This is a genomic window from Flavobacterium movens, assembly GCF_039581425.1.
Lineage (GTDB): Bacteria > Bacteroidota > Bacteroidia > Flavobacteriales > Flavobacteriaceae > Flavobacterium > Flavobacterium luteolum.
In genome coordinates this window covers 140,344-164,517 of the sequence record NZ_JBCPXY010000003.1, presented here as the reverse complement: position 1 = coordinate 164,517, position 24,174 = coordinate 140,344, and the positions used below count along the sequence as shown (strand labels likewise).

Annotated in this window: 16 protein-coding genes; 5 read left to right on the top strand and 11 right to left on the bottom strand. The window is 34.5% G+C overall.

What is annotated here, in order from left to right; translation table 11 throughout:
* Window positions 1–9 precede the first annotated feature (9 nt).
* From AAYQ05_RS07020 to AAYQ05_RS07005, 4 genes are all read right to left on the bottom strand, one after another.
* Window positions 10–1,245 (bottom strand): voltage-gated chloride channel family protein, encoded by a 1,236-nt coding sequence (locus tag AAYQ05_RS07020; RefSeq protein WP_343542188.1) that lies wholly within the window; start codon window positions 1,243–1,245, stop codon window positions 10–12.
* A gap of 141 nt (window positions 1,246–1,386) precedes the next feature.
* On the bottom strand, window positions 1,387–1,767 hold the full coding sequence (locus AAYQ05_RS07015; protein ID WP_281631891.1) for a RidA family protein: 381 nt from the start codon (window positions 1,765–1,767) through the stop codon (window positions 1,387–1,389).
* A 150-nt stretch (window positions 1,768–1,917) separates the two neighbouring features.
* Window positions 1,918–2,223, bottom strand: coding sequence for a chaperone modulator CbpM (locus tag AAYQ05_RS07010; protein ID WP_281631892.1), 306 nt, complete (start codon window positions 2,221–2,223; stop codon window positions 1,918–1,920).
* Entirely contained in the window at window positions 2,213–3,139 is a 927-nt protein-coding gene (locus tag AAYQ05_RS07005; protein WP_343542187.1) for a DnaJ C-terminal domain-containing protein, read from the bottom strand. The genes AAYQ05_RS07010 and AAYQ05_RS07005 overlap by 11 nt, the downstream gene beginning before the upstream one ends.
* Before the next feature lie 296 nt (window positions 3,140–3,435).
* Between AAYQ05_RS07005 and AAYQ05_RS07000 the strand changes: the two genes are divergently transcribed.
* Entirely contained in the window at window positions 3,436–4,149 is a 714-nt protein-coding gene (locus tag AAYQ05_RS07000; RefSeq protein ID WP_343542184.1) for a hypothetical protein, read from the top strand.
* Between the two features lie 161 nt (window positions 4,150–4,310).
* On the opposite strand, the gene AAYQ05_RS06995 is transcribed toward AAYQ05_RS07000, so the two are convergent.
* Window positions 4,311–4,838 (bottom strand): hypothetical protein, encoded by a 528-nt coding sequence (locus tag AAYQ05_RS06995; protein WP_343542181.1) that lies wholly within the window; start codon window positions 4,836–4,838, stop codon window positions 4,311–4,313.
* Between the two features lie 221 nt (window positions 4,839–5,059).
* Between AAYQ05_RS06995 and guaA the strand changes: the two genes are divergently transcribed.
* The 4 genes from guaA (at window position 5,060) to AAYQ05_RS06975 (ending at window position 11,132) form a co-directional block, all read left to right on the top strand.
* The gene (gene guaA, locus AAYQ05_RS06990; RefSeq protein ID WP_163411064.1) at window positions 5,060–6,589 is read left to right on the top strand and encodes a glutamine-hydrolyzing GMP synthase; all 1,530 of its coding nucleotides are present in this window, start codon (window positions 5,060–5,062) and stop codon (window positions 6,587–6,589) included.
* 63 nt (window positions 6,590–6,652) lie between these two features.
* Entirely contained in the window at window positions 6,653–8,566 is a 1,914-nt protein-coding gene (locus AAYQ05_RS06985) for a LysM peptidoglycan-binding domain-containing protein (protein ID WP_343542178.1), read from the top strand.
* Between the two features lie 92 nt (window positions 8,567–8,658).
* Window positions 8,659–10,731, top strand: a complete 2,073-nt coding sequence (locus tag AAYQ05_RS06980; protein WP_343542176.1) for a PBP1 and LysM peptidoglycan-binding domain-containing protein — start codon at window positions 8,659–8,661, stop codon at window positions 10,729–10,731.
* Window positions 10,731–11,132 carry an OsmC family protein gene (locus AAYQ05_RS06975; RefSeq protein ID WP_111378679.1) on the top strand — a complete coding sequence of 134 codons (402 nt, stop codon included), beginning with the start codon at window positions 10,731–10,733 and terminating at the stop codon, window positions 11,130–11,132. Before AAYQ05_RS06980 ends, AAYQ05_RS06975 begins: the two co-directional genes overlap by 1 nt.
* 226 nt (window positions 11,133–11,358) lie before the next feature.
* On the opposite strand, the gene AAYQ05_RS06970 is transcribed toward AAYQ05_RS06975, so the two are convergent.
* The 6 genes from AAYQ05_RS06970 to AAYQ05_RS06945 all read right to left on the bottom strand — a co-directional run bounded on the left by AAYQ05_RS06970 (window position 11,359) and on the right by AAYQ05_RS06945 (window position 24,116).
* Complete coding sequence (locus tag AAYQ05_RS06970) at window positions 11,359–12,738, bottom strand: Gfo/Idh/MocA family protein (protein WP_343542173.1); 1,380 nt, start codon at window positions 12,736–12,738, stop codon at window positions 11,359–11,361.
* A gap of 305 nt (window positions 12,739–13,043) precedes the next feature.
* Window positions 13,044–15,227: a M1 family metallopeptidase gene (locus AAYQ05_RS06965; protein WP_343542171.1), complete on the bottom strand. Its 2,184-nt coding sequence runs from the start codon at window positions 15,225–15,227 to the stop codon at window positions 13,044–13,046.
* A gap of 22 nt (window positions 15,228–15,249) precedes the next feature.
* A complete protein-coding gene (locus tag AAYQ05_RS06960; RefSeq protein WP_343542170.1) occupies window positions 15,250–18,345 on the bottom strand; it encodes a DUF5107 domain-containing protein in 3,096 nt (1,031 codons plus the stop codon).
* A 311-nt stretch (window positions 18,346–18,656) separates the two neighbouring features.
* Window positions 18,657–21,659 (bottom strand): glycoside hydrolase domain-containing protein, encoded by a 3,003-nt coding sequence (locus tag AAYQ05_RS06955; protein ID WP_343542168.1) that lies wholly within the window; start codon window positions 21,657–21,659, stop codon window positions 18,657–18,659.
* 36 nt (window positions 21,660–21,695) lie between these two features.
* A complete protein-coding gene (locus tag AAYQ05_RS06950) occupies window positions 21,696–22,697 on the bottom strand; it encodes a c-type cytochrome (RefSeq protein ID WP_343542167.1) in 1,002 nt (333 codons plus the stop codon).
* 12 nt (window positions 22,698–22,709) lie between these two features.
* Window positions 22,710–24,116, bottom strand: a complete 1,407-nt coding sequence (locus AAYQ05_RS06945) for an aryl-sulfate sulfotransferase (RefSeq protein ID WP_343542166.1) — start codon at window positions 24,114–24,116, stop codon at window positions 22,710–22,712.
* Between the last annotated feature and the right edge of the window lie 58 nt (window positions 24,117–24,174).

Below are 24,174 nucleotides of genomic sequence, written 5' to 3'. Positions count from 1 at the left end.
AAACTCCGTTTAAAGAAACCTCTGATACAATTTATATTTCGCACCTTTTACAATTTGAGATTTGTAAATTCCGACAGAACCAGAAGAAAAATAAGCAATTGTACAGGCAATTGCGATGAAGATTCCGGGAGCAATTCCGAACAATTCCATTCCCATAACGGTACAGGCAATAGGAGTGTGGGTTGCGCCTGAGAAAACCGCAACAAATCCGATTCCTGCTAAAAGCGCAATTGGCATCGGAATTACAGTGGATAAGGCACTTCCTAAAGTAGCTCCGACAAAAAATAACGGAGTTACTTCGCCACCTTTAAAGCCAGCTCCTAACGTGAATCCGGTGAATAAAATTTTAAGCAGAAAATCGTACCATTGGTTTGTGTTGGAAAAAGAATCGACAATAACGGGAACTCCCAAACCAGAGAATTTTGTAAATCCGAAACCAGCAATGGCAATAGCCAAAACTACACCGCCAATTACAGGACGAAGTGGAGGATACTTAATATTTTTTGAAAAAAGAGAACCCCAGAAATGTGTGCTTCTAGAAAATAATAGAGCAGCAAATCCAGATAAAATTCCAACAATAATAGTGTATAAAATGTTGTTTAAACTAAGTTCTGGAACAATTGGAATACTGTAATGTGTATGTTTAATTTCCCAGAATTCTACAGTAAAATAAGCTGCATAAGCCACTAAAAATGAAAGGAGAATGCTTTTAAAATTAATTTTACTGAAATATAAAACTTCCAAAGCAAAAATAGCTCCCGCAAGAGGTGTTCCAAATACTGAAGCAAATCCGGCACTGATACCGAGAATGATTAAAATTCGGCGTTCTGAATTATTTAGATTGAAAAACTTTGTGAATTGATCGGCAATTGCGCCTCCCATTTGAACGGCTGTTCCTTCGCGTCCTGCAGATCCTCCAAATAAATGAGTCAAAAGCGTTCCTAAAAGAACTAATGGAGCCATCTTAAAAGGGATGACTTTTTTAGGATTTTCATATTCTTCCAGTAAAAGATTATTTCCTTTTGCAACTGATTCTCCCCAATAATAATAACTCAATCCAACCAAAAATCCGCCGAAAGGCAAAAGCCAAATAATCCAGTCGTGCTGAATTCTAAATTGTGTCACCCATTCTAAAGAAACCAAGAAAAATGCTGAAGCCGATCCGGAAAGTATACCTATTAATGCACAGATAAGAATCCATTTTGGAAGAGAGAGCAGGAATTGTTTAGGATTTAATGAAGTCATTAATGAATTCTAAAAAGTTTGCCACGAATTTCGCCAATTTTCACGAATTAAAAGGAAAAAAACAATCATTTTAATCCAGTTAATCTGTGGCATAAGAAAAATAATTAGTGGAATTAGCGAAATTCGTGGCAAAAAAAAATATTATACTACAGCTGTAAATTCGATTTCCACCAAATATTCTGGAGCGACCAATTTACTGATTCCGTAGAATCCTGTAGTTGGTTTTACATCTTTAAAGAAAGCAGAGTGTGCTCTAGCTACTTCTTCGAAAGTAGAAACGTCTGTTGTGAAAATTCTTGTTCTAATAACGTCTTTCATGCTTACATTTAAATCTTCTAAAACTTTTTCTACTCGTTCCAAAATATTATACGTTTGAGCATAAGCGTCATCAGCTTTTACTTTATCGCCGTCAACAATGGCTACAGTTCCAGAAACTTCCACAATATTGCCAATTCTTACGGCACGGCAATATCCCATTTTGTCTTCCCACGGAGATCCAGTTAAGATGTTTTCTCTTTTCATTTTTTATAATTTTTGCGAATTTGTCTGTATGGTTTTAAAAGCAAATTCAGGTTGATTAAAGATGCTGCAATTTAAGAATTATGGTTTTGACAGCGATTAAAAAAAGCTTGAAATCAATTCAGAAATCAAGCTTTTTTGTGATATTAATCGTTATTCGGTTTCTTTTTCTTCGTAAAGTCGAAGCTTGTTTTGTACCGTATTTAAATTTTGCTGTAAGGCTTCAATCTTATTTAATAAATGTGCAATTGCATCAATTCCTTCCAGATTTATTTTAAGATCGTAATGCATTCGAATCATTTTTTCGACCGTTGGAAGCTGTTCTGGTTCCAGAAATTCGTCATTTTCTTGTGTAATAATATGAATGAGTCCGTAGTTGTTAAGTTCGGTTATAAAAGTATTTTCAATTTCGTGGTAAATACAAAACTGTTTTATCTGGATCAAATTTTTATTTTTCATGACTTCTGAGTTTTGCTAATTCTTCAAATAATTCTTTTTCTTTATTCGACAGTTTTGTTGGGAGTTTTATAGTGTATGTTATGTATAAATCACCAAACTGATTTTCTTTTTTATAAACAGGGAAGCCTTTTCCTTTTAACTTCACTTTGGTTCCAGGCTGTGTTTCTGGTGGCACTTTAATTTTTACCTTTCCGTCAAAAGTATTGATGTAAGTTTCTCCGCCTAAAATTGCCGTGTATAAATCAATTGGAGCCTCGGCATAAAGATTGTTGCCTTCTCGTTTAAAATCTGAATTGTTAGAAATTATAAAAGTGATGTATAAATCGCCATTTGGTCCGCCATTAACACCTGGACCGCCATGATTCGGAATTTTAATAATCTGTCCATTTTCTACACCAGCAGGAATTGTAATTCGAATATTTTTTCCGTTTACAGTTAAGTTTTGTTTATGCGTGGTATAAGCGGCTTTAAGATCCAGTTCCAATTCGGCATTAAAATCCTGTCCTCTATATTTAGCCTGCGATCTCGATTTTCCGCCTCCATACATCGAATTGAAAAAATCTGAAAAGTCGCTTCCAGAAAAGTCTCCACCTCCAAAACCAGAGAAATCACCTTCAGAATATTGATAACCACCTTGCTGTCTGCTTTGCTGCTGATTAGGATCGTAACCTGCTTTTTCAAATTCGTCAGCATGTTTCCAGTCTTTTCCGTATTTATCGTATTTTTTTCGATTTTCAGGATTGCTTAAAACTTCGTTGGCTTCGTTTATTTCTTTGAATTTCTTCTCGGCTTCTTTATCATTCGGATTCAAATCAGGATGGTATTTTCTTGCCAGTTTTCGATATGCTTTTTTGATGTCTGCTTCAGTAGCCGATTTTGTAACATCTAATACTTTGTAATAATCGATATAATCCATTTTTCTGAGATTTATAAATGGTAAATAAAGTCTTCAAGTTAAGAATAAGTTGTTAATAATCAAAATGCTGAATGTTTTTATAAAGTGAATTTTTGGAATTTATAAGATTTGAAATTTGAAATTTATTTTTTTTTGAAATAAAAAATTTTGGCAGGTTTTTTGATTCCAAAAATTAGCTTAATTTAATGTTATAAAACTCCTAAAGTTGTAGCAAGTTAGTAAATTATACTATTTTTGTGAAGCTGGACTTTTGATTTATATTAATTATAAAAGGCGATTCGATAATACTTTTTTCAATGAAGCACATTTTATTTTTCATATTATTTTTTACTGCACTGTCTGTATCAGCCCAAATAGAGTCTAGTACTAAATTCAAAACTATTCCTGGAGGGAAATTTACTGCCAAGCCTAAAAAGACTCCGATTCCTCAAGTCAAAGATCCGCAGGCAGATTTTAATGATATGCCAGCAATTAAAACTCCAAATGTTTTTGAAAATACGAGTATAACTCCAAAATCAAAATTTCAGATTGGAGAAGAGAAAAGCAAGTTTACAATGTCTACAGAAACCGATTTTGCTAATCCAGGCGATCGATATGTGGCAAAAATGGAGAAAGATTTAGATAAATCTTTAAAAGATGCCGGACTAAGAGAAGGTCGTGGAGTATTGGTAAAGAAAAATATTTCTTTAGGAGATTTTAGAACCAAATCGGAATTCTTTATTGTTAAGTTCCGAGATTTCGGAGCAATTGACGGTGATTTAGTAAAAGTTTCTTCAAATGACAACGTAATTCGCGATAGAATTTTACTGGATTCTAATTTTCAGCAAGTAAAAATTAATCTTACACCAGGCTTTAATAAATTAGATTTTGAAGCCCTAAATATAGGAACATTAGGAGGAAATACAGCCGAAATTCAAGTCTTTGATGATAAAGGTAATCTGGTAACAAATGATTATTGGGATAATCTAGCTGCAGGATTTAAGGCATCTATTATTGTGACGAAAGAGTGATTTTTTTAAGATGCTAAGATAGTAAGGTTCTAAGATACTAAGTTTTTTTTCAGAAACTTTAATGCAAACAAAAAGGAGATTCTATTTTTAGAATCTCCTTTTTTTATACAATCTGATTAAAATCTCAGAATCTTAGAACCTTAGTGTCTTAGCATCTTAGACTAGAAAGGATCGGCAGTCACCTTAAATTTCATTTCTGCTTTTACTGTAACATCTTTAGTTAAAGTTTCTTTTAAAGTTACCTGTGTTCTTATTTTGTAACTATCTGCTTTAATGTATTCATCTAATCTTTTGTCTGTACAAATTAAATCAACTGAATTGCTCGATACATTAATATTGTCTGCATACGCTAATTCAATTTCTTCTGAATTTGCTGTTGAGATATACAAATGAACCGATTTTAGAAATGTGAAAGTTTTATCGGAAGGATCTGTAATCGAAAGTTTCAGCGATCTTAGCTTTACATCTTTTACTAGATTTGCTTTTGTTTTGTTGTTTTCAAATTCCGCAGATGAATTGGTTGTAACCTCGGGCGTAATAATCTCCGATGGCAAGTTAATTGGTGAAGTGCTTTGAATTTTAATCGAAGCATTGTTTGAAATAGTAAAAGTTAGCAAATCATCAACAGTGTCGCACGAACTAAAAAAGATGGACAAGAAAGCTGTCAAGGCAATAATTTTTGATTTCATAGTTAAATTTAATATCGGTTTTTCGTTAGATACGAATTTTTGGATTGTTTGGATTTTTTTTGAGGTTCAAAGTTACAAAGGTTTAAAGGGAGCAAAGAAAAAAAACTTTGAACCTTTGCTACTCAGAACCTTTCAGTCTAAAAATCGGAACATTGAAAAAAAATATTTATTTTTTCAACGTTCCGATTTTTGAATTTCGAATATAAAAAGTACTTTTGCGCATGCAACACAACGTACTTATTTTAGATTTCGGGTCGCAATATACTCAGCTTATTGCGCGTAGAGTTCGCGAATTAAATATATTCTGCGAAATTTTTCCTTACAATCACATTCCAAGTGATTTATCAAGTTATAAAGCCGTAATTTTAGGAGGAAGCCCTTTCTCTGTTAGAGGAGAAGATGCGCCACATCCTGATTTATCGCAAATTAGAGGTAAAATGCCTTTACTTGCTGTTTGTTACGGAGCACAATATTTAGCACACTTTAGTGGTGGAGAAGTTGCTGCTTCAAACACAAGAGAATATGGAAGAGCAAACTTGTCTTACATTAAAGAAGGCGAAACTTTTTTTGAAGGAGTTTCAGAAAATAGCCAAGTTTGGATGAGCCATAGCGATAGTATCAAAGCGCTTCCAACAAATGCTGTAAAGCTTGCAAGCACACATGATGTAGAATATGCAGCTTACAAAATTGAAGGCGAAACTACTTATGCAATTCAATACCATCCAGAGGTTTACCATTCAACAGATGGAAAGAAAATGCTGGAAAACTTCTTAGTTAAAATTGCTGAAGTTCCTCAAAACTTTACTCCAAATGCTTTCGTTGATGAAATGGTAGCAGAATTAAAAGAGAAATTAGGAAACGATAAAGTAGTTCTTGGTTTATCTGGAGGAGTAGATTCTACTGTAGCAGCAGTTTTATTAAACAAAGCAATCGGACAAAATTTATATTGCATCTTCGTAAATAACGGTTTACTTCGTAAAAATGAATTCCAAAATGTATTAGATCAATACAAAGGAATGGGATTGAATGTAAAAGGTGTAGATGCTGGAGATCGTTTCCTTGGCGAATTAGCTGGAATTAGTGATCCAGAAACGAAACGTAAAACAATCGGTCGTGTTTTTATCGAAGTTTTTGATGATGAATCACACTTATTAGAAGACGTAAAATGGTTAGCGCAAGGAACTATTTACCCAGACGTTATCGAGTCTGTTTCGGTAAAAGGACCATCTGCGACAATTAAATCGCACCATAATGTTGGTGGATTGCCAGATTATATGAAATTAAAAATTGTAGAACCACTTAGAATGTTGTTTAAAGACGAAGTTCGTAGAGTTGGAGCTACATTAGGAATAGATCCTGAATTGTTAGGAAGGCACCCTTTCCCTGGACCAGGATTATCAATTAGAATTTTAGGAGATATTACTCCAGAGAAAGTTAGAATTTTACAAGATGTAGATTCTGTATTTATCGAAGGATTAAAATCTTGGGGATTATACGATAAAGTTTGGCAGGCTGGAGCAATTTTGCTTCCTGTAAACAGTGTTGGTGTTATGGGTGATGAGCGTACTTACGAAAAAGTAGTAGCGCTTAGAGCTGTAGAATCAACTGACGGTATGACAGCTGACTGGGTTCATTTACCTTACGATTTCTTGATGAAAGTGTCAAATGATATCATCAATAAAGTAAAAGGCGTGAATCGTGTAGTTTACGATATTAGTTCAAAACCACCTGCAACAATTGAGTGGGAATAGTAGTATAATTTAAAATTAAGGTCTTACATTTGTAAGGCCTTAATTTTTTATAACCTACTATTTATGAGAGAACTTTTAACGATTTCTCTTGTGTTTGTTTTGTCTTTTAACAAAATAACTGCACAAGATGCAATAATTGAACACAGAATTCAAAAAGGAGAAACCGCTTTTTTCATTGCCCAAAAATACAAGGTTTCTGTAGACGAGATTTACAAACTCAACCCTGAATCGCAAAACGGAATCAAAGACAATCAGGTTTTAAAGATTCCAGTTCACCACTCAGAAAACACAACTTCAAAGCAGCAAACCCATATTGTTGCACCAAAAGAAACATTGTTTGGTTTGTCAAAACAATATCATGTTTCGGTAGAAGCCATCCAAAATGCCAATCAGGAAATTTTGGCCAGCGGACTTCAAATTGGTCAAGAATTAATTATTCCTCAAAATTTAGAGTATTCTTCAAAACAAGAAAATGTTATTTCATCTAAAACTTCTCATCAGGTTTTGGCGAAAGAATCGCTTTTTAGTATTGCAAGACAATACAATGTTTCGGTTGAAGATTTAGAAAACCTAAATAAAGATATTTTAATTAACGGATTGCAAATTGGACAGACGATTTCAATTCCAAACAAAAGAAAAACATTAGACGGAAGGGTTCGTGTTATTAATCAGGAAACGGTTTTTCATGTTGTTGAACCAAAAGAAACCAAGTTTTCGATTGCAAAGAAATACCGCATTTCAATCGATCAATTAGAGTCTCAAAATCCCGAAATCGTAAACGGATTAATTGTCGGGAACAAATTGGCTATTAATACCAAAGCAATAAAACCAGCAAATGAGAGCGAAGAATTAATGTTGGCTTTAGCTGAAAAACAGGTTGTGGTTGAAAAAACAAAAGCGAAAACAGTTGAAATTGAAGATTTGAAAGACCGTTTGGTTGTTCAGAAAGAAATGAATCAGAAAATTATAAAGATTAATGATTTGAAAGTGAATCTGAATGATATGAATGGCTCTAAAGAAAACTCAGTTGAAAAACTGCGTCTGGTTTTAGAAGCCAATAAAAATGTTCAAGATGTTTTAATGGCAAAATTAGATTCGCTTGTCAGTTCAATGAACGACGATCTGAAGGAATTGAAGCGAATGGATATTTTGAATGTTGAAGAATCGAAAAGATTAGAGAAACAGTCTTCTGAAGGCATCAATAAAACCAATGAATTATCTTCTCAGCTGAAAAAAGAATTGGCGGAAAACAGAAAAGTTTATGCCGGATTGATGAACAAAGTAGAGAAAATTGCTGTTGAGGAAAATCAGGAATATAAGAAGAAAATCCGCGAAAGTGAAAAAAAGGCCAATACAGAGCCTTTGCAACAGCGTTTATCTTTAGAAGAAATTAAACGCTATAAAGAAGAGCAGCAAAAAGGAGATGAAAAAAATCAGCTTTTGATTGCTAAAATTGATTCTTTGGATACTCAGAAAAAAATTGAAGTAAAAAGACACATCAGCAAAGCTACTTATTATAGCATGGAAGCTAGAAAATTTGATGATAAATTGGCTTTGGTGAAATTAAAAAAATATCAAGACGAAGCGGTTAAAAAACAGAAGAAAAATAATACCGCTGAAAATTCAAAAATAATTTCATTAGAAGAAATGAAACAGGAATTGAAAGACAATCCTTTAAGAACTGACAAAACAGTAAAAGTAGAAGTTTATGATAATCTTAGAGAAGTTTCAAACGGGTATTACTTAGTTTTAGGTATATTTACAGACGCAGTTGACCGCGATAAGTTTATTATGAAACTCATTGATTCTGGTGCTTTTAACGCTAGTTTCTTTTTCAATATTAACAGTCTTTCGTACTATGTTTATACCGATAAGTATGAAAACATGGAAGAAGTGCTTTATAAATGCAAGAAAAAAGAAGAAGATGAGTTATATAAAGAAATCATAATTGCCAAAGTAGAAATCGACTTGAGGTAATTTTATTGCAATAAACAAACGGCGCGAATTTTGCTTTTAGCAGAATTGAAACTTATTTTAGAATTAAAAATTAAATTGTTTTAAGCCTTATTATGAAATATTATTTAACATTATTATCCTTTGTATTTTTTATTAGTTCAAGTGCTTTTTCGCAGGAAAAAGTGGTGAAGTATAAAGTATCAAGCGGTGAGACGATTAATCAGATTGCACAGAAATTTAAAGTAACACCTTTTGATATTTATCAACTCAATCCAGATGCTAGAACAGGATTGGTGCCAAACTCTGTGCTTTTAATTCCAACAAAAACAGGGGAAGCAAAAAAAGAGGTTGTTGAAACTAAATCTGTAGCTTCAGGAAAAGAAATAATTCACGAAGTGCAGCCTAAAGAAACATTTTACAGCATTGAGCACAAGTACGGAATTTCAGATGAAGCTTTAAAAGCGGCAAATCCGTTTTTAGAAAAAACTGGAGTTCAGATTGGACAGAAACTGGTTATTCCTGCAAAAGGAACAACTCCAAAAACAGCTGCCAAACCTACTAAAGAAAAAGGTGCTGAAAAATATGTTTACCATGACGTACAGCCAAAAGAAACAAAATTTGGAATTGCAAAACAGTACAACATGACTGTTGACGAATTGGAAAAACGCAATCCGGATATTGTTTCAAGCCTGCCAGTTGGTTACAGATTAACTATAAAAGGAACAGCACCAAAAACGGATAGCGTTCCAGCAGAAACAATAAAACCTGCTGAAAGTAAAAAAACTGCTGAGGCTTCTAAAAAAGCGGTTACTTACATGGATTATCAGGTAAAGCCAAAAGAAACTTTTTATAGTTTAGGAAGGGTTTTTCATTTAACACAAGATGAATTAGTAGCATTAAATCCGCCACTTTCAGAAGGGGTGAAAGAAGGAATGGTTTTGAAAGTTCCTGCTGGATATATTGCGCCGGCTCCAATTATTGCAGCTCAGGTGCCTACTGAAAAACCAGCTGATTCTTCATTAAGCAAACCAATGGAAACTACTGGAGGCGGAATTAAGATTGTCGATAAAGTAAAATCTACTGAAAACGAAAATGCAGAAATTGTAGAATTGACCAAAAAAAGAGGGATTAACGAGCGTAAAAAAGTAGTTTTATTGCTTCCTTTTAATATGGCAAAAGTACAAAGCGATACTTCTGGAACGGCTAATAGAATTAAAAACGATAAGTTCTTAAATATGACTCTAGATTTTTATTCTGGAGCTTTGATGGCGATTGATTCTGCAAAGACATTAAAACTGCCAATTGATGTTGCTATTTACGATTCTCAAGAAACCAAAACAACTTCTAATGTTGTTGGCTTAACTCCGAAACTTCAAGATGCAGATGCTGTAATTGGGCCATTTTACCAAAGTAACGCAGAAACGACAGCAAACATGTTACGCTCGTATAATGTTCCTGTAATTTCGCCATTATCAAAAGATAGTGCCAATCCGATTGAGAATTTATACCAAACTATACCTTCAAATGACGTAATTAAAAATTCGGTTTTTGATTATATGCGTTCTAAAAACGGTAATATTGTTGCGGTAGTAGATAAGAAAAAAGAATCGGTTATCAATTATATCAAACAAAATCAAAAAGGGGTGGCATTTGCTTCTTTGACTGAGACTGGCGGATTAGATGTTGCTAATCTAAAAAGTTTGTTGCTGCCAAATCGAATGAATTATGTTGTAATGGAAACAGGTAATACCGCAATGGTTAAAGCAACAATAAAAGCTCTGCTTGATTCTCAGAAAACATGTCAGGTACAATTGGTAATTTTGGAACCAAACAGCACATTAGATACAGATGAAATTAGTTTTGATAATTTGGTGAAACTGAAATTGATGTATCCATCTGTTACCCGTGAGAGCGACGAACAGCCAGTTTTAATTTATGAAAAACAGTATCGTCTGAAAAACAAAGCTAATCCAACGACTTATGCGACTAGAGGTTTCGATGTGACATTTGACACGATGATGCGTTTGATGCAGGGAAAAACATTTCAGGAAACAGCTGACTTGATGACGACTCAGCAAGTAGATAATAAATTTCAATATTATAGAAAAGAAGATGGCGGACACGCTAATAAAGGCGTTTACATCTTATATTATGATAGTGACTTAACTTTAAAAGTAGCAAATTAATGACATCAAAAGTAACCTATTTAGGAGATTTAAGAACAAGTTCAATTCACGTGCAATCAGGAAGCGAAATCATTTCTGACGCACCAGTAGATAACAACGGAAAAGGAGAAGCATTTTCTCCCACAGATACTGTAGCAAACGCATTAGCAAGTTGCATGATGACAATTATGGGAATCAAAGCTCGTGATTTAGAAGTTGATTTTGTTGGTTCTACAGCAGAAGTAACTAAAATTATGAATGCTGAACCTAGAAGAATTGGAGCAATCGAAATTGTATTTCAAATGAAAAGCAACGCTGACGAAAAAAGCAAAACTATTTTAGAACGTGCTGCAATGACTTGTCCGGTTTTTCTAAGTTTAAGTAGTGAAATCGAAAAGAAAATTACGTTCAACTGGAATTAATTTTTTGTTTAAATATTTAATAAAGGAGCTGTCTCAAGAGACAGCTCTTTTTTTTTGCAAGCTTCGGAGAAGCGAAATATTTATAGCATAGAATAGAAGCTTACAATATAAAGCTCCAGAGGAGCGACATATTTTTTACAATCTAAATTTCATGAACGGTCTAAAACAGACAAGAGAACAACATCTACTTTGCTCTCTTGACCCCACTTTAACTAACCAATAATATTTATTCTGAAAACTCTAATTTTTTAAGTTTATTCCAGCCTCCACGCGTAAAATCTGGAATTTCAACAGGAGCTGAATTATGGTCTAATGAAATTTCTGTTAATGGGCCAAGGCAGGACCATTCTGCTAAATCGTAAACGTCCATATCAAGCGGAAGCCCTTTTTGAAGGCAGTGAATTAAACGATAATCCATAATAAAATCCATTCCGCCGTGACCGCCTACTTTTTTGGCTTGTTCTTCAATTCCTTTGGCAATTGGGTGTTTGTATTTTTCCATCAATGCTTTTTTCACTTCTTCTGGAACAAAAGAATGTGCGCTCAGTTTTTCGTGATTTGGTTTTACATCATCACTTAATTCTTTTCCATCTAAAGCATAACCTTCCAATGGATATTTATTGGCAAAACCTTTTGTTCCACTCAACTGATACATTCTGCTGTAGGGGCGAGGAGAAGTCACATCGTGCTGAATTTGGATTGTTTTTCCGTTTTCAGTACGAATCATTGTCATCGTGTGATCACCATTTCTAAAATCTTTAATTTCCTGTCCTGATTTTTCTTTGATATAAGCAGGATTTCCCACGGCTTTTGTATCCATAGAAACCAAGAAATTCATTTTGTCACCGCGATGAATGTTTAGTGCCTGACACGCAGGCCCCATACCGTGTGTCGCATAAACATCGCCGCGGTGTTTGATATTGTAATCCATTCTCCAGTTGTTCCAGTATTCTCCCCAGAAAGGCTGTAAACCATGAATGTAAGAACCTTCAGCATGAAGAATTTCTCCAAAAACACCTTGTTGTGCCATGTTTAATGTTGTTAATTCAAAGAAATCATAAACGCAGTTTTCCAATTGCATACAATGTTTTCTTGTTTTCTCAGAAGTGTCGATCAGTTCCCAGATTTCTTTCATAGTTAAAGCTCCTGGAACTTCAATTGCAACATGTTTTCCATCTTTCATAGCCTGAACTCCAATTATAGCATGATGTTTCCAGTCTGTGGCAACATATACTAAATCTACGTTTGGCAAGGCTGTTACTTTTCTCCAAGCATTTTCGTCACCATAGAATTCTTGTGCTTTTGGAAAACCAGCTTTCGTTAAAATCTCATTTGATTTTGCAGTATTTTCTTGAGTCATGTCGCACAACGCTACAATTTCTACACCCGGAATATGTGTCATACGTTCTACCGCGCCAGGCCCACGCATTCCAAGTCCGATGAAAGCAACGCGAACGGTTGGAATTGGATCTGCAGCCATTCGCAATACATCTTGCTGTCCTTTGGCACGTGCTGGGGTTTTAGTCTTAATCATTTGTGCCGATGCAATTGTCCATCCGAACAAAAGAACTAGAACTATAGTAGATTTAAAAAAAGTAGTTTTCATAAATGAGTAATTTGGTGTTCAATGCTTTTAGGGCATTTTTTTTAATTAGTTCGATGTAATTATAAACACATAGAAACATAGTCATTGTAAACTTAAAAAAGGCGTTTCACTAATTTTAATGCACATAGAACTATGTGTTAAAGCTAGCTTTTTCTGTAGTCTTAAAAAGAAGCAAGAAAAAACTATGTTTCTATGTGTTTAAATTAAACTTCGTTTGTATTTTCCTATGAGTTAAAAACAACCTCTCTAATGAACCAAATTAGAGAGGTTTTCAAAAACAAAACAGATTCTAAGAATTCCTATAATTATTTTTGACTACTAAATCTTTTCATTAACGGCGTTACATGTTTTTTGGTATCGTCATCTAATGAAGCCAATGCTTTATCTGCTTCGGCTGGTGCATATTTTGTTAATCCTGTTAATCCTGCAGCAATTACGTTGTATGATTGTTCTTTAATGCTTTCGTCCATCAATGCTTTATAAGAAGCATCTCCTGTAGAAGCTAATTTTACAATAGCATTTGCTCTTGCAATAGTTTTTTTGTCATTTTTAGCAATATCAAGAAGCGTTTTTAAAACCTGATCTTTGGTTTGTTTTTCATTTAAATCAATTGCTTTGATACTCAATACTCTTAAATCTTCTTGAGGATCTTTTAGACCTTCTAGTAAAATAAGCTGTGACTCCTGACTTCTGTCTTTTGAAGCAAATTTTATAGCTTCGATTCGGTTGTAATATGATGGCGCATTTTTATATTGATAAAGATAGTCAGCAGCCGTTTTTTTATCGACATTCACTTCTCCAACTAAGATTTTATCTGGATCTAGATCAATAAATTCAGGTTTTGAAGGAAGATCAAAACTGAAACTTTGTTGTCTTTTATCAATTAAAATATCTTTTCTGATTTTAGTTCCGTTTGCATAAAAATCAACTTTTAAAGGCAGTGTAAAGGTTTGCACCGAACTATCTTGAGATTGATTTATAGTAATGATGATTTTCCCATTAGCATATTTGTAGCTCACATCTAGAATCGGACTTCCAGCATTATAATACCATTGATCGAAATATGGCAGCCAGTCTTTTCCAGTCACTTCTTCCATCGATAAACGCAACTGATGCGGTTCGCCAGATTTATAAGCATTTGTAGTTAAATAATGATTTAATCCTTTAAAAAAAGCTTCGTCACCCATTTGGTTTTTCATGGCATATAAAATAATCGAACCTTTAGAATAGCTGATATTGTCAAACATATCGTCTGCGTTTCTGTAATGAAAACGTGCTAAAATAGGGCTGTCACCATTTTTTTGAGAGCGTAAATAATTCTGCAATTTTTCATAACGAGATCTGTCTTCACCATCTTGTCCAGCATCGTGCCCATGCCAAAGTACTTCACCAAAAGTAGCAAACGATTCATTCATTGTTAAGTTCGACCAAGACTCAGCGGTTACATAATCTCCAAACCATTGATGAAAAAGCTCGTGAGCAATGGTACTTTCCTGATTATCATCTAATAATTCTCGTTCTGTTTTTTGAACATATTCGCCATGAACTGTCGCAGAAGTATTTTCCATGGCGCCTCCAAAATAATCTTTCACCACAATTTGTGCATATTTTGCCCAAGGATATTCTACACCAAGCATTTTGCTGTAAAAATTCATCATATCTGGCGTTTTATAAAAAATCTGTTTGGCATAAGGCGCGTATTTTGGCTCTAAATAATAGCTGACTTCTTTGCCATTATACGAATCTTTATAGATTTTAAAATCACCAACGGCCATCATAAACAAATAAGGCGCATTTGGCTGTTCCATTTTCCAGATATCCGTTCTTGTTCCGTCTTTATTTACTTTTTGCGAGGCTAATTTACCGTTTGAAAGAGTCGTATATTTTGCCTCAACAGTCATTGCAATTTCAGAAGTTGTTTTCTGATTTGGTTTATCGATTGTTGGGAACCAGCAAGAAGAAGCTTCCGTTTCGCCTTGCGTCCAAATTTGTGTTGGTTTGTCACCTTTTCCGTCAGGATTAATAAAATACAATCCGTTTGAGTTGGTAATCGATTCGCCCGCTTTGCTTTTCAGTTCTGCAGGTTTTGCGGTGTAATTAATAAAAATAGTATACTTTTCTGTGCTTTTGTATTTTCTATTTAAAGCGATTGAAAGCTCTTCATTATCGTATTTGTATTGCAACGGAATACTTTTTTTACCGTCAATAATAGCAATTTCTTTAAAATCCATTCCTTTTGCATCCAGCTTAAGCGAATCGGTTTCGTAAAAATGAGGTTTTAAAGTAATCCATTCTTTTCCGTACAAATAACGTTTTCCGTAATCGAATGAAACTTCCAATTTGGTATGAATTAAATCGTGTGTTTTTAAAGGAGTAGCGCGGTAAATAGATAATTCATCAACCTTTTCTGCTTTGTTTTGTGCCTCAATTTTTGGACTCATCAAAACGACAAGACCCAAAAAAGTATATTTTAAAAAATGGTTTTTCATTTTTATTGTTTTTGAAAGTTCTTTACAATTTTTCGATAATTCTAACTTCACCGTCTTTTTCATCTTCACTCAAAATATTCGAAGGTTTTTTGGTGTAAGACAATAAAGTCCACTGCACTATTTTATTTGTGGGATATAAATCTGCCTGAGTTTTAATCCATTTTTCAGCCTCTTGTGAAGAAGACGTTTTTTCTATCGCCCAAGCCGAAACAAGATTGTTTGCCGGAAGGAAGTTCATAACTGTATTATCTACTACAGGACGGAAAGCGACGATTTTATCTAAAGATTTAGAAGCCATTTCTTTGTTTCCTAAATTGGTATAACATTGATAATCCAGCCAATTTTCTAGTCTTTCATCGATATTTTCGTCATACGGTTTTCCTACGCCTAAATTCTCTGGAAATAGTTTGGCATCGGCAATAAATTGCAATGCTTTTTTGTACTGCTTGTTTTTGATTTCTGCTAAAGCCTGCATCAATTTAGCTTCGTGATACAATTGTCTTCCTGCTGTTGCACCTTCAAACGGAAGGATTTGCAATTTGGTCAAGAACGAATCGGCTTCACGGTATTTTTTATTTAGCAATAAAGTTTTAGCGTAAAGCATTCCAATCAAATAATTGTCTTGATGTTTTTTATAGAAAGATTCAGCCGTTGTAAGCGCTTTATCAAATTGTTTTTGAGCGATGTAATGTTCTGCCAGCATTTTATGGTATCTCCAGCCTTGCGGATCCAATTTTATTGCCTGCTGAAGACTTGCCAATACTATTGAAGCATCGTCTTTGAATAAAGAAGCTTTTGCGCCATAAAAAGCAGGATCGATTGGTTTTGCACCGCATTCTGAAAACAATCTTTTAGCTTCTGAAATGCTGTTACGATTCCATTCAATTAAACCTAAATGATATTTTAATTGGTATTGATCATTTGTTTTAATTAATGATTTTAAAATTTCTGCGGTTTCATTTCTAAAAGGAAAACTGGTTCCAGGTTTGATTTTGCTTACATCAACAGGTTTGTTTTCTAAAAAGGCTTTCCAATAGATAATTTCAGCACTTGGTTCTGCAATAGAAAATACTTTTAAAGCTTCTTCTTTACGGCTAATATTATTATACCAGATTCCTAATTCAAGAAAAGTCTGTTCTGGCATTTCGTTTTGAATGGCAGTAACAAAAGCATTTTTTGAATCGTTTGAATTGTTCAAAAGGTATTTTTCAAAATCAGCAAAATGATTCAACGCATCCAATTTTGTAATGGTTTTTAAAACTGAATTTGCTTTATCTGTATTATTCTGTAAACGATATAAAACTGCTAAAACCTGTAAACCTTCTATATTGTATTGATTGTATACTAAGCTTTTTTCAGCATATTCAATCGCTTTTGAAAGATCGTTTTCGACCAAATAAATTTTGCTTAAAGCGGTATAAGCTGGACTGCGGAATTCGACACTTGCAGCAGCAATGTCAAAACCGTCTTTTGCATCGGTATTATTTCCTAAATGGAAATTAGCCAAAGCATAAAAATAATTACCCGCAGGATCATAAGTGTCTATCGATAAAGCTTTGCTTGCCGAATTTACAGCAGCTTTGTAATCTAATTTTCTGATTTGTAAAGAAGCCAATGCAGAAAGGGCAGGAGCGTAGTTCGGATCTAGTTTCAAACAAGCATTCAATTTATCTTCAGCCAGAACATAATCTTTAAAACTGATATAATTTTTTCCTTGCTGATACAATCCGTAAACCGAATTATGATCGAAATCTTTTGGTATTTCTACAGGACGATTGATGTTTCCGTCTTCTGGAGCAGAATTCCATACCAATTTATTGCCTCCCAAAACAAATTTCAATTTATTAGAATCAACTTTTACCTGAATTGAATCTTTGAAAGTTTGCAATGTATTTAAAGCAATATCTTTAGAATACACTTTTTTGTCGTTTTCAAAAACCTCAATTTTTTCATTTAGTTTTTGAAGCGGAGAAAAATAGATTTTCAGCCAGCCGTTTTCGTTTTTAATGTTGACTGAACCATAATTATTCGCTTTTACAAAACCTTTGGTCTGTTTTACAGGAAACCAATATTCGGTCCAAGTATCCGTTTGATATGGTGCAAATGAACGTTGTTTGAAAGGCGTAAGATTACTGCCTTCGCTCGCCTGATTAAATAATCTACCGCTTTGCACTTCTACATATTGTCCATCAGTATCGGTTAATAATTTTTCCCAAATCATTCCTTGCTGAGATAATCCCCAAATCCAGATTTTTTTGCCCGGTTTATCGTCGTGATTGCCATATCTTCCCATTCCGAAATCTTCGTCATGATAATATCCTCCGAAGAAATCATCGTATTTCCCGAATACGTGATACGATTTGTAACCACCAAAATTGTTGTTTTTGTAGAATGATAAGTCTTTGCCGTTTTCTTTGTCAATTGGCCATGGATGGTAATCTCCGTTATGACCAATATAAGTTTGTCCTGGATAAATAAACTGCAGATTTTCGGTTGCTTTAATACCAGTATTCATCCAAGTGTAATATGGCTGTTCGAATTCGGTTGTATTTGACCAAAACGAATTTGTGGTAAAATAGGCTTTATCTTTTGGCAGATTGATATCTAATTTCCAAGAAGTTCTAGTCAATAAATCTAAAACCCCGATAACGCAGCTAATGCTTCCGTCTTCTCGGTTTAGGATTTTATAATCGACAGGAGTAGCGCAGTTTGGTGTGTGGCCGATAATTCCGTAATTGCCTTCAACACCGCCACTTGTCCAAGGGCCGCGCATGGCAATGTCTCTAAATTTTACAACATGATTGTTGTAAACTATGTCTTTTCCTGTAGATTTTTCTATAGCCGACCAGACTTTTCCGCCAATTTCTGGCAGAATCATCAATTTAATATAATCGTTTTCAATTTCGATTACTTTCCATTCTTTCTGAATCGGTTTATCGGTAAAACCATCAAAACGGAAATACGGATAAAACTTAGTATCAGGTTTCGGAATCGGATCAGGATCTGAAAACGGATATGTGGTAAATACTTTTTTGTATTCTTTTATAGTGGGTTTGTTTTGTGCTGAGACAAAAAGGCTTCCAAGGAGTAAAAAGGATAGTAATGGTCTAAATTTCATGATGGAGAGCTTGGTTTTTTGTGGTTGTTTTTTTTGCCACTCCCGATAGCTATCGGGATTCACAGATTTAAAAGATTTTTTTTAATCTGTTTAAAAATTAATCTGTGTTAATCTGTGGCATTAAATTTTTAGTTACATAGTTTTCGGCATTTTTGTCATTTCGACGAAGGAGAAATCTTCGTAAGTAGCTCCGCAACGAAAAACCAATCTTTGTAGAGTTTCTTGTGGAGATTTGCTTCGCCTATTCGCTATCGCTCGGGTCTCCTTCGTCGAAATGACAAGCAAGACGAGGTAATTGATGTTGCGTTTAATTACTTAACAATCAACAACCATCCTTTTCCTTTAGGAACAGTTATTTCGTCTTTTGTTGTGAACGTTTTTCCTGGCTGGAATTTGGTAACCTCTGGAGCGGTAATCGTTGCTTTTGCAGGATCGATTCCTAGCTTTTTCCAATCAATATTTAGTTTCACATTTACATCAGCATCTGCCCAGCTTGCGATTGAAATTAAAGCCGTTCCATTCTTTTTATAAACTGTTGCTAAAACTTTATCATTGTTTGTTTTCACTGGACAGTTTTCGCTCCAATATCCAATCATTTCAGAACCTTTAATTCCGAAAGAATCCCAAACTTTCCAGATGTTTCTTGGGTCAGCACCATCGCTCCAAGGCAATCTGTTTGTCATTCCGTAAACCATTCCTCTCCACGGATTTCCACCATCTTGGAGCATTTCTCCCATTAATCCAAACGGAATTCCGCTTACTTCAGTTAAGAAAAAGTCAGGCTGATTTTTTTCGTAATCAAAATATTCTCCAAACCATAATTTATTGATGTATGGAAAGTGTTCCATGTATAAGTTGGCACTGTTATTAAATCCGTCACTTTTGTTGTATTGGTTTGCACTATGCAAATCGATAATTCCAGGATGACCATCTTTTGTTAAAACTCTTTTGATACGTTTCATCGTGATTCTGTCAAAAGCAACGTCATCTAGATAAATTCCATCAATACCAACATTTTGAGTCAGCCAATTCATTCCTTCAACATAATAATTATGCCAACGGTTCATACCGCTGTTTACAATCGCAGCATCTTTAATTTCAGGAACAAACCAGGCAGCGATATAATCGTCTCCAACATGCTCTTGCAACCAAGAGAATCCACCACCTTTTCCTGGAGAATAGATTTCGTGACCTAAACTTCTTAAAGCGAAAGTCTCATAAGCCTTGTTAGAAACCTCTCTAACTGTGTTGTAGATTTTTACTTTTAATCCTTTTTCATGCGCTTCATCGATATACGTTTTCATTTTTTTAAATTCGATAAAAGGATAATTGATATACGGATTGATTGCGTTTGCGTGGTGAATATTAATTACCGTTGCGCCAGTTTTAGCGATTGAATCGATTGGACTGTATTTGTGGTAAAACTTTGTATCCCATTGAAAATCGGTATTGATTGTATGGAAAGGTGTAATCAATAAATTGAAATTATAGTATAAAACATCGCCTTTTTTCATTGTTCTAGCACCGCTGTACGCATTTACTAGAACCGATTTTTGGTTTGGCGTAATGGTAATACCGCCCTTATTTTCGTTACCCCATGAAGTAGGCAGTAATAAAGGTTTTTGTAAATAGAAATTAGTATTTAAAGGGCGGCTATATTTTTCGTCTCTTAAAGAAAACTGCAATCCAGAATTTACAGCACCAATCCAAGCGCCGTCTTGATTTTTATGCGCTACATCCCATTTCCAGTCAAAAGTTGCAGGACGATCGCCTCCTTTTTGACCTAATCCCATAATGTATTTTGCAGATGTTGGTTGCATTGGCATTTGGAAATTAATGTCATTAAAGGCAACATCTTCAAGAGCTGTAACTTTCACGATATAATGTACGAAACCATCAAATTCAACAGAAGCGTTTACATCCATTTGAACCGATTTTGAAGTGGAAGTGCTTTCCCAAGAAACTGTTCCAGCTTCTTTTTTAGTGAATTTTACACCGCTGTTTTTCCATTGCACTTCTTTTCCTGACGCATCAACAAAATGAAAATCGATTGGTGAGCTTAAAACATCATTTGCTTTTGCTGTTACAGAAGTCATTTCTGGAGTAAAGAAAGTCTGAATCTGCGCTGGGAATCCGTTTGGAGCTAAAGTCAGTTTTCTTCCTAATAAAGAAATTTCAGAATTCTTTACTGTTAATGGAGTATAAGGAGCAATAACCGTATTTTCTTGTGCTAAAGTTGAGTTTAACCATTTTAGACGAGTCATTTTTTCAGGACTGTCGATGCCTCCGTTTTTCGTTACTTGGTTAGAAACCGTAATTTGAAGATTGATTTCTTTTGATTTTCCGTCAGCAGTTACAGTTGCTTTTCCGTTGTAAGTTCCAGCAGCAGCAGTTTGCGGAACATCGATACCGCACCACATTGCCTGAATTTTTCCTTTTGAAATAGAAACAGTATTGGTGAAAGGATTACCGTCATATTTCGTTCCGTCAGTGTTGATACAGCTAATGTCTTTAGCTTCTATAGTTGCGCCAGTTGTACTCACTAAATTGGTAAAAGTTACTTTTATGTTTTTTAAATCTTCAAGAGCATAAACTCCCAATTGAAAAGCTAAATATTCACCTTTCATTGCCGTATCAGAAAAGCTGTTTTGAACGCCTTTCTGAATCCATCTTTGTGGCAAATCCGATTTTAATTTGATAGAATGTTCTCTGTCTTCGGGGAAAACTAAAAATGAATTTCCGCTGTTTTTTGCCACAAGAGCTGAAGTTTCAGCAGCTGTCGCAATTACTTCCATTGGGTAAAAACTATTGAAAGCATTCACGCTCTGAATTTCTGTTACAGCTGCATTGTCTTTTAAGTTTGCTTTTACATTAGAAAGCCATTTTGCATCGGCTTTGTTTTCAGGTTTCTGATAAATTCCTTTTGGGTAGTTTGCAGTTCCTTCGTCTACATAAGGCATGTAATACACATAATATGTTCCTTTTCCAGAAATAGGTTCGAAGTAAATAGTACCGTTTTCTCTATTGATGTTTTCGGTTTTTATGTTCTGAGTTTCTTTCCCAGATGCATCCTGAACGATAATCTTTTTAAGCTCTGGATTTGTGTCTCTTCTTCTCCATTCGATGGTTGTTTTAGCAACATTTCCGGAACCAGAAAAAGCAACTACAGCGCGGTGATTTCCTAATTGATTTGGATTCCAGCTGTCATTTCCGTCTGAATATTTAATTTGTGCAGTTAGAGGAATACTGATCGTGATAAAGCACATTATCAATATTCTGCTTAAAAGCGTTGTGTTGTTTAGGTTTAGTTTCATTGTATTGTATAATCAGGTTAAATAGTATATTTGAGTTTAGTAAACGGCTTTCCATCCTTGTTTTTTCCAATAAGCTATAATAGGTTTATAAGGGCCGTATTTATGCTGTTCTTCAGAGAAATTGTCATTAAACGGACTGTGTGCATAATCGATTGGTTTGCCCATTTTATCAGGATAATCCAATGTTTTTGGGTTTGGTCTTGAATGTTGAGAATCGTCATTTACATAAGCCGCAATATCAAGTGCTTCTTTGTCTGTAAGATACGGTTTTCCTAGTTGAACTTTATCATAAGGCATATTGCTTTTTAACCATTGCGCCTGTTTGATTACACGGTGCATACTTGAACCTGGCTGATAACCGTATTGTCCCCAAAGTGGAGGGTAGGTGTAGCCCGATTTGTCGACATTGTAAACTCCCTCACCATTATTTCCGTGGCATCTCGCGCAGTTTTCAGCAAATAAAACTTTTCCTCTTTCTGGGCTTGCGGCAACATCTGGAAATTCGATTTCTAAATTTTTAGCTCCTTTAAACTTACCGTCTTTTGGAACAAATTTACTGATCCATTTAAAGTAAGATAAAAACGCCACCATTTCTTTGCTGTCCAACGGAAGCGGTTTTCCAGAATGCGGACGCATAATGCAGTTATTAACTCTTTCTGCTAAAGTAAGGACTTTGTTTTCGCGTCCGCGATATTGTGGATAATTGTCATGTGAAGACATTAAATTGAATGCATGTGGTTTTGTACCGGCGTCTTGGTGACAGTTAGTGCAGTTCATTTTATTACCTAAATATTGTCCGTTTTTTCCATTCGGACCAATGTAATAGGCGGTTTTCATCATTAATTCTCTTCCGTAACGAACCGATTCTCCAAATTGATCATCAGGAATTTGAGAAGTATCAATTGTGATGTAACCTTCATCTTCTTCTCCTTCTTCGGTTGTTTTTGAAGCCAAAGTTTGAGAATTGGTTTTGGTGCAGGAATTGAAAACAGCCATTGATAATGCTGAAAAAAGTCCGATAAGAATTGTTTTTTTCATGGGTACTATTTTTTAATTTAGAAGAAAAGGTTTCAGTTTTTCTTCAGGAATAAAGATGGTTCTGTATGGCGGAATTTCAGATTCTAAAGCCCATAACAAAACTCCTTTTTTATTGGTTAAAACGGTAATATGTCTTTTTGAACAACAAACCAAAAAGAGGTCTTTATTGATCATATAAGCACTTCCCATTCTGTCGTTGTATATATCTTTTGGTAATTTGATATGAAAATCAAGTTTTACATCATTATTTTTTTCATCCACTTTTAGTGCAAAAACAGAAGATTGTTTGATGTCGACTCCATTATCAAAAAACAATAAACTTCCTTCTTGATCAATATGTGCGGCATGCGCTTGAGAGAAATTGGTATCTGAAGCCATTTTCATTGTGCCACCTTTCCCTAATTTCCAGATTACTTTTCCTGTTTTAGAATCTATTTTCCAAATTTGGCCGTTGTTGTAGAAAGAAATTAAAAAGTTTCCATCTTTATCGTAACTCAAACTGTTGGCATGCGTCCAATCCTTTTTGGTTTTTAGTAAATCCTTATCTTTAAACGGATCTAAATCATCAAAAACACTCCATTTCCAAAGCTGTTTTCCTTTTTTATTTAAAATTATAATTCCGTCTCCGTTAATTGTATCTTGTTTTTTTCCTCCAATAGAAGTCAAATCGATTATTTTTTGCTCAACAGTTAAAGCGACAATTTCGTCAGCCGATTTTTTTATGATTTCATGATGAAGAACCTGCTTCAAATCGCCTTGTCCTTTTTTGATATGAGTTAATGTATCGCCTTGAAGGTTAATTTCTAAAATCTCACTTCCATAACTTGTTGGTTCATCATTTGTACCCAAAATAGAAAGAATCGTTTGGTCTTTTGTAAAATGAGTTACTTTAAATCCAGTTCCTTCGAGCGTATGGTACCATCTTAGATTTCCCTTGTAATCAACAATATAAGCAGTTCCCGGAGTTTCTCTTTTCGCTAAAAGTAAAAATCCTTTTTTGAAATTTTCAGGAAGCAATTCTGGTTTCGGACAATTGGCTTTGAATTGTTTCTGTAGCCATTCTGGAAGTTTTCTCGATTTGAAAGTATAAACTTTGCTGGTTTGTTTATTGCCTCCTTCAACCGTTATTAATTGAAAACTATAATTGGTTTCTGGAGTTATATTACAAAGTACTAATGAATGTTTTAAACCAGAATCTGAAATAGGAGAGGTCATTTTATTTTGATTTCCTTCTTTGTCCGACCAATATTCTGCATATACCTGAGTTTGGTCATTCGTCGCAACATCGATCTGAATTTTCAGTTCGTTGTTGCCATGAGTGCCAATATTGATATTGGAGATAATTTGGCTTTTAGAACAGCTAGTTAATGCCTGCAAGACTAAAATAAAACTTCCTTTTAATATTAATTTTTTGATCATTTGAAAAGCTTCTTTTGTGAAACAGAAAAGTACTTTTATTGTTATAAAAAATCAAGAA

Bases quoted from the DNA above. Each gene is read 5' to 3' on its own strand.
- guaA (WP_163411064.1), top strand. From the start codon at position 5,060: ATGCAACACAACGTACTTATTTTAGATTTCGGGTCGCAATATACTCAG.
- AAYQ05_RS06975 (WP_111378679.1), top strand. From the start codon at position 10,731: ATGACATCAAAAGTAACCTATTTAGGAGATTTAAGAACAAGTTCAATT.
- AAYQ05_RS06950 (WP_343542167.1), bottom strand. From the start codon at position 22,697: ATGAAAAAAACAATTCTTATCGGACTTTTTTCAGCATTATCAATGGCT.
- AAYQ05_RS07020 (WP_343542188.1), bottom strand. From the start codon at position 1,245: ATGACTTCATTAAATCCTAAACAATTCCTGCTCTCTCTTCCAAAATGG.
- AAYQ05_RS06960 (WP_343542170.1), bottom strand. From the start codon at position 18,345: ATGAAATTTAGACCATTACTATCCTTTTTACTCCTTGGAAGCCTTTTT.
- AAYQ05_RS06985 (WP_343542178.1), top strand. From the start codon at position 6,653: ATGAGAGAACTTTTAACGATTTCTCTTGTGTTTGTTTTGTCTTTTAAC.
- AAYQ05_RS07005 (WP_343542187.1), bottom strand. From the start codon at position 3,139: ATGGATTATATCGATTATTACAAAGTATTAGATGTTACAAAATCGGCT.
- AAYQ05_RS06945 (WP_343542166.1), bottom strand. From the start codon at position 24,116: ATGATCAAAAAATTAATATTAAAAGGAAGTTTTATTTTAGTCTTGCAG.
- AAYQ05_RS07000 (WP_343542184.1), top strand. From the start codon at position 3,436: ATGAAGCACATTTTATTTTTCATATTATTTTTTACTGCACTGTCTGTA.
- AAYQ05_RS06995 (WP_343542181.1), bottom strand. From the start codon at position 4,838: ATGAAATCAAAAATTATTGCCTTGACAGCTTTCTTGTCCATCTTTTTT.
- AAYQ05_RS06965 (WP_343542171.1), bottom strand. From the start codon at position 15,227: ATGAAAAACCATTTTTTAAAATATACTTTTTTGGGTCTTGTCGTTTTG.
- AAYQ05_RS06970 (WP_343542173.1), bottom strand. From the start codon at position 12,738: ATGAAAACTACTTTTTTTAAATCTACTATAGTTCTAGTTCTTTTGTTC.
- AAYQ05_RS06980 (WP_343542176.1), top strand. From the start codon at position 8,659: ATGAAATATTATTTAACATTATTATCCTTTGTATTTTTTATTAGTTCA.
- AAYQ05_RS07015 (WP_281631891.1), bottom strand. From the start codon at position 1,767: ATGAAAAGAGAAAACATCTTAACTGGATCTCCGTGGGAAGACAAAATG.
- AAYQ05_RS06955 (WP_343542168.1), bottom strand. From the start codon at position 21,659: ATGAAACTAAACCTAAACAACACAACGCTTTTAAGCAGAATATTGATA.
- AAYQ05_RS07010 (WP_281631892.1), bottom strand. From the start codon at position 2,223: ATGAAAAATAAAAATTTGATCCAGATAAAACAGTTTTGTATTTACCAC.